Below are 5,637 nucleotides of genomic sequence, written 5' to 3'. Positions count from 1 at the left end.
ATCAGGTTGTTCGCTTTTTGGGGATTTGGAAAAGTCTTCTCCGTTGAATTCAGTGATTTTGTCACCTACCATTAACTGATAATAAGCCTTTGAATCCGGATGAATTTGTGTGATCGTACCATTTTTATCTGTTCTAATTCCCCAAAGGTGCAAAAGCTCATCCTTTTCAAAAGTCTCAGCAACAGAAATCCCAATACTCAAAAGTTGTTTTTTTAGAAATCCCAGAAGGTCATCTTTTCCATAAATGTATTTCTTGAAAAAGTCTTTGATAACAGACTGCTGAATAAACCTTCCAAATACTATAGATTCAAATTCCTCAAAAGAATACCCGATTTTATTTTCGCAAAACCTTTGCCACATTTCATTCATTACTTCCTGTAACGATGAGTTTTCATCAATTAGCATGAGGTCCAAGCACAGTGAAATTAAAGCGCCATGGGTATAGATACTCACTTTTTTATTTGGAATTCCTGCTTTGTAACCATCAAGCCATAAATCAAAACTTGATTCCATGATTGATTGATTTTTCCAACCAAAGCTGTCGAAATCTTTTTGAATCTCTTTTTGAAGTATTTCCAAATATTCTTCCAGTTGGAAATAACCGCATTTCAATAGATACAAATCTCCCATGTAGGTGGTTATTCCTTCCATGATCAATCCAGATTCAAGATAGACCTCTTTGGAAAGGTCGTAAGGGAGTAGGGGTTTTGGCCTTATTCTACAAACATTCCAAAAGTGATATAATTCGTGTGAACAGACTCCTATCAATTCGTCCATTTGCTTTTTTTCTGTCAGACTTTCTGCTGGTCCAAAAGTTACTACGGTCGAAAAGGCATGTTCAACACCATGATAATGTTTATAGGGCAAAAGTTGAATAATGAAATGATAATCTGTTGCCGGAAAATCTCCAAAAGCTTCAATTTGGGTTTTGGTGAATGATTGGAAGGCTGACTTCAAGGTTTCTCTATCAAAAAATATTTCACCATTCAGCCAAATATGGAAAGTCGAATTATTTATTTGATAACTGAGGTGTTCTAGGTTTTTACTTGCAATCAATGGGCTGTCCATTAGTTCTTGAAAATCGTTTGCCTTCCAATTTAAATGCCCATTTTTAGAAAGTGAGGTAGCAACCTTATAAGAATCCGGAAGATCTACTACTATCCCAATTTCTTCATTTTGCCTATTCGTAACATCAAAAATAAAGTTGGTGAAATTCAGGTATAACTGCTGTTCATCAGACCAACATCCGCCTGCATCCATCCTATTACAGTAAAATTCATAATGTACAGAATAAATACTTTTTTTCTCAGAAGAGAATTCCCATAGGTCTTTTGAGATTTTTTTCCACAAAATTTTCCTCCCCTCACACCTTACTCCAAAGCCTTTTAGAAACTGAGCATAATTAGTTAATTCATATCTTCCTGGCCTCCATGAAGGCAATTGAAGTTGAACAGTTTCATTTTCAATACATTCTAAAGAAAGATGAATCTGAATAAATTGTGAAGGGATTGATTTTCTGGAAATGGAATAAATCATTTACCTTGGGGTTTTGATTTAAAACAAAAGTAATTGACAGGTTTGTAAATAAAAAAAAGCTATCTATCTTTGCAGTCCTTTATGGGAATACCCTCTCGGAATTGAATTAAGAAAGCAAAAAATATTTAAAAGATAGCGTCATGAAAAGAACATTTCAGCCTTCTCGTAGAAAAAGAAGAAATAAGCATGGTTTCAGACTTAGAATGTCCTCTGCCAATGGAAGAAGGGTATTGAAGTCAAGAAGAGCAAAAGGAAGACATAAGCTTACGGTTTCTTCTGAGAAAACATTGAAGAAATAATTTCAGGCATTAATTTTCGTATTTTTACATACGTCAAAAGAAATGCAATGAATAAAAGACTTACGAAGAATGAGAGATTACATTCTCAAAAGTTGATTAAGGAACTTTTTGATAAAGGTTCCTCTTTTTTTTTATACCCGTTCAAAGTTATGGTATTGCAATCCAATTTTGAGGATTTGGAAACTAATCAGGTGCTTTTTTCCGTTTCAAAGAAGAAGATCAAAAAAGCTGTCCACAGAAATCTTATAAAGAGAAGAATGAAAGAGGCTTTTAGGCTCAATAAGCAGTTATTAACACCCATATCGAATCAAAAAAGAATAATTGGTTTGATTTACGTTTCCTCTGAAATTGCTACATTTCAAATAATCCAGAACAAGCTAAGGAGAATTCTTGCTACCATTAACGAATCTTAACAATTCAGAAATACTGATATATGAAGCATAATATAAAAAAACCAATTCTATTGACGTTTGCCATCTTGTTTTCGGTCGGGATGCTTTTTTCGTTTGTTACCAAAAATGATAAATTATTTGCAATAGCAAAAAACCTTGACATTTTCGCTTCACTGGTAAGAGAACTTGACTCCTATTATGTAGATGAAATTGATGCAGAGGAGTTGGTTACTATTGGTATCAATGCAATGTTGGAGGAGTTGGATCCCTATACAGAATATATCCCCGAAGAAAATTCAGATGATTTCAGGCTTTTGACCACGGGAGAGTATGCCGGAGTTGGAGCCTTGATAGGAAACCGTACGGGGGTAAATATGATATTGATGCCATATAAGGGTTTTCCAGCCCAGGCTGGCGGTCTAAGGATCGGTGATCAGTTACTTAAAGTTGATACGGTTGATGTTACCGATAAACTCACTTCTGACATTTCACGATTATTGAAAGGTCCTGCCAATACCAAAGTATTTGTACAGGTAAAAAGAGGAGAGGATACAGTCTCTGTCGATTTGACAAGGAAAAAAATAGTGATCAGCAATGTCCCCTACTACGGGAAAATTGATGAACAGACCGGATACATCAAACTATCTGATTTCACCACCAATGCTGCTGCAGATGTTAGGAATGCATTGGTTGATTTAAAATCCCAAGGTATCACCAGATTGGTTTTGGATGTAAGAGACAATCCTGGAGGAATTTTGAAAGAGGCAGTAGAAATCGTCAATCTATTCATTCCAAAAGGAAAAGAAGTCGTAAGTACAATTGGGAAGTTGGCAAGTGTGAATATGGTATATAAAACCACCAAATCACCTTTGGATAAAGATATACCATTGGTTGTGTTGATCAATGAAAGAAGCGCTTCAGCGGCAGAAATTGTAGCAGGTGCTCTTCAGGATTACGACAGAGCGGTTTTGATAGGAAGAAAAACTTTTGGAAAAGGTCTTGTTCAAACAACTATACCCCTTTCTTACAATTCTCAGATTAAAGTGACTACTGCAAAATATTACATACCCAGTGGAAGATGTATTCAAGCCATTGATTATAGTCAAAAAGATGAAAATGGAAATTCAAACTCGATTCCTGATAGTTTAAGAAATGAGTTTACAACTAAGAATGGAAGGATTGTGCTTGACGGTGCAGGAATAGAACCCGACAAAGAGGTTACCTCCAAAAATTATGCTCCAATTACTTACAGCCTTGTGGCAAGAAGTCTGGTTTTTGATTTTGGAAATAAATTTTTCGTTGAAAACAGGGATATCGGCAGTCCAAGAGATTTTCATATTTCAGATGATCTATATGATCAATTTGTCAATTGGTTGGACGGTAAAGACTATGACTATACTACCTATGTGGAGAAGACATTAGACGATTTGGAAAAATATGCTGAAAAGGAAAAGTTTTTCGAGGATATTAAAATGACAATTTTAGATCTTAAGAAAAAGGTAAATCACAATAAAGAGCAGGATTTGATTACGTTTAAGGAAGAAATAAAGGAAGCCATGAGGGAAGAGATTGTTTCTAGGTATTTTTATCAGGAAGGGGTAATTGAATCGTCTTTGGCCAGTGATGAGGAAGTCAAATCGGCATTGGAAGTTCTGTCCAATTCTGCTGAGATAAATAGAATCCTTACAGCCTCTGTAAAGAAAAATCAAAATTAATGGCCCTCATTCTTTCGATAGAATCGGCAACATCAATTTGTTCTGTGGCCTTACACCAAAACGGATTTTTTTTAGGTTTGATAGAGCTCAACCAAGAAAATGTCCACGCCAAAAAGCTTATTCTTTTAATCGAAAGTCTCTTTAAGAATCTTGGATTTAAAACAAAGGACCTCGATGCTGTCGCTGTTTCTTCAGGACCGGGGTCTTATACTGGACTGAGAATTGGAGTTTCTATAGCCAAGGGTCTTGCATATGCTCATGATATTCCCCTCATTGGAGTGGACACATTGAGAGCCTTAGCCCATCAGGTAATTCCAATATGTAGTGATGGAGATTTCATTATTCCGTTGATGGATGCAAGAAGAATGGAAATATATATGTCTATTTTGTCTTCCAAAGGAGAAATAGTTGAATCCTCAAAACCGTTAATTGTTGAGGATAATCCGTTTTTAGAATATTTACAAAATGGGAAGGTGTATTTCCTAGGTGATGGCGTTGAAAAATTGAAAAGAATTCTCGATCATCCAAATGCAGTTTTCTCAAATATTTTGAATTCATCAAGATCAATGGGAGAATTGGCATTTGATAAATATCAAAAAAGTGAATTTGAGAGTCTTGCCTATTTTGAACCGAACTACTTAAAAGAGTTCCGGGTTATTGCTTCAAAAAAGAATCCTTTGATCATATGAAAGATATACTAAATAGGGTGGCAAATAGCCCAATTGTAACCATTGATCTGGAAGAGTTCTACAGATCAGAAGAGAGGGTTGTATTTGATTTGAAAGAATTCTTGTATGAAGAGTTGGTCCTGCGAGAGAAAGATTTCCGTGCAGCCTTAAAAGAATTGGATTGGAACAAATTTAAGAACAAATTGGTAGCGGTGCATTGCAGTGCAGATGCCATAATACCCAATTGGGCCTTTATGTTGGTAGGGACATATCTGACCAACTTACATATAGAATACATTATTGGAGATCTTCAGACCCTTGAATATTATTTGTTTGAAAAATCTCTTTCCTTAATCGATCCCTTAGTGTACGTCGGAAAACCTGTCGTCATTAAAGGCTGTAGTAAACAGCCGATCCCCTTATTTGCATATGGAAGAATTCTGTCTATCGTGCAACCCTATGCCAAATCGGTCATGTATGGTGAGCCTTGTAGCACTGTACCTCTTTTTAAAGCGTCCAAATAAAAATATACTTCTTGCATACAGATATTTACCTGCCAAGTCTAATATTTTTTGATTTACCTATTTGGTAATGTTGATAAAGTCCAATAAGTTTGCAATCCCATTTGTGTTAGAAGGACTCAAATGATTGCAATAAGAGTTAAAATTGGAGATTGAGAGTGCGTAATAATTCAAGTAATTTTCTAAGCTTACTTGTAGTTTAAAATTTAATTCCGATATTTGCACTCGCTTTGAGGATAAGGTCTCAAACAAGCCTCTTAATGAAGAGGAAAAGTTCATTGAAATACTGGAAACGAAACACCAATACAAAGACAAATATTTGTCTTAATCAAGATGGGCAGGAAACAAGCCACCTGAAAAACGGTGGCGAACCAAACTATACAATGGAGAGTTTGATCCTGGCTCAGGATGAACGCTAGCGGCAGGCCTAATACATGCAAGTCGTACGGCAGTGTGAGTAGCAATACGAGCATGAGAGTGGCGCACGGGTGCGTAACGCGTATGCA

At 36.0% G+C, this 5,637-nt stretch carries 6 protein-coding genes and 1 rRNA gene; 6 read left to right on the top strand and 1 reads right to left on the bottom strand.

Going from position 1 to position 5,637, the window contains the following annotated elements; all coding sequences use genetic code 11:
• On the bottom strand, window positions 1-1,536 hold a 1,536-nt coding region (locus tag ACEW8U_RS06200; protein ID WP_373521169.1), incomplete at its 3' end, for a M61 family metallopeptidase.
• 140 nt (window positions 1,537-1,676) lie between these two features.
• Between ACEW8U_RS06200 and rpmH the strand changes: the two genes are divergently transcribed.
• The 6 genes from rpmH to ACEW8U_RS06170 form a co-directional block, all read left to right on the top strand.
• Window positions 1,677-1,835 (top strand): 50S ribosomal protein L34, encoded by a 159-nt coding sequence (gene rpmH / locus ACEW8U_RS06195; protein WP_194975274.1) that lies wholly within the window; start codon window positions 1,677-1,679, stop codon window positions 1,833-1,835.
• A gap of 47 nt (window positions 1,836-1,882) precedes the next feature.
• A complete protein-coding gene (gene rnpA, locus ACEW8U_RS06190) occupies window positions 1,883-2,248 on the top strand; it encodes a ribonuclease P protein component (RefSeq protein ID WP_373521168.1) in 366 nt (121 codons plus the stop codon).
• A gap of 20 nt (window positions 2,249-2,268) precedes the next feature.
• Window positions 2,269-3,942 (top strand): S41 family peptidase, encoded by a 1,674-nt coding sequence (locus tag ACEW8U_RS06185; protein ID WP_373521167.1) that lies wholly within the window; start codon window positions 2,269-2,271, stop codon window positions 3,940-3,942.
• Complete coding sequence (gene tsaB, locus ACEW8U_RS06180) at window positions 3,942-4,631, top strand: tRNA (adenosine(37)-N6)-threonylcarbamoyltransferase complex dimerization subunit type 1 TsaB (protein ID WP_373521166.1); 690 nt, start codon at window positions 3,942-3,944, stop codon at window positions 4,629-4,631. The genes ACEW8U_RS06185 and tsaB overlap by 1 nt, the downstream gene beginning before the upstream one ends.
• A complete protein-coding gene (locus ACEW8U_RS06175) occupies window positions 4,628-5,134 on the top strand; it encodes a DUF2480 family protein (protein ID WP_373521165.1) in 507 nt (168 codons plus the stop codon). The genes tsaB and ACEW8U_RS06175 overlap by 4 nt, the downstream gene beginning before the upstream one ends.
• A gap of 377 nt (window positions 5,135-5,511) precedes the next feature.
• A 16S ribosomal RNA gene (locus tag ACEW8U_RS06170) occupies window positions 5,512-5,637 on the top strand; the annotation flags it as partial.

This window comes from Aquiflexum sp., from assembly GCF_041751335.1.
Lineage (GTDB): Bacteria > Bacteroidota > Bacteroidia > Cytophagales > Cyclobacteriaceae > Aquiflexum.
This window is presented reverse-complemented; position numbering and strand designations above follow the sequence as displayed.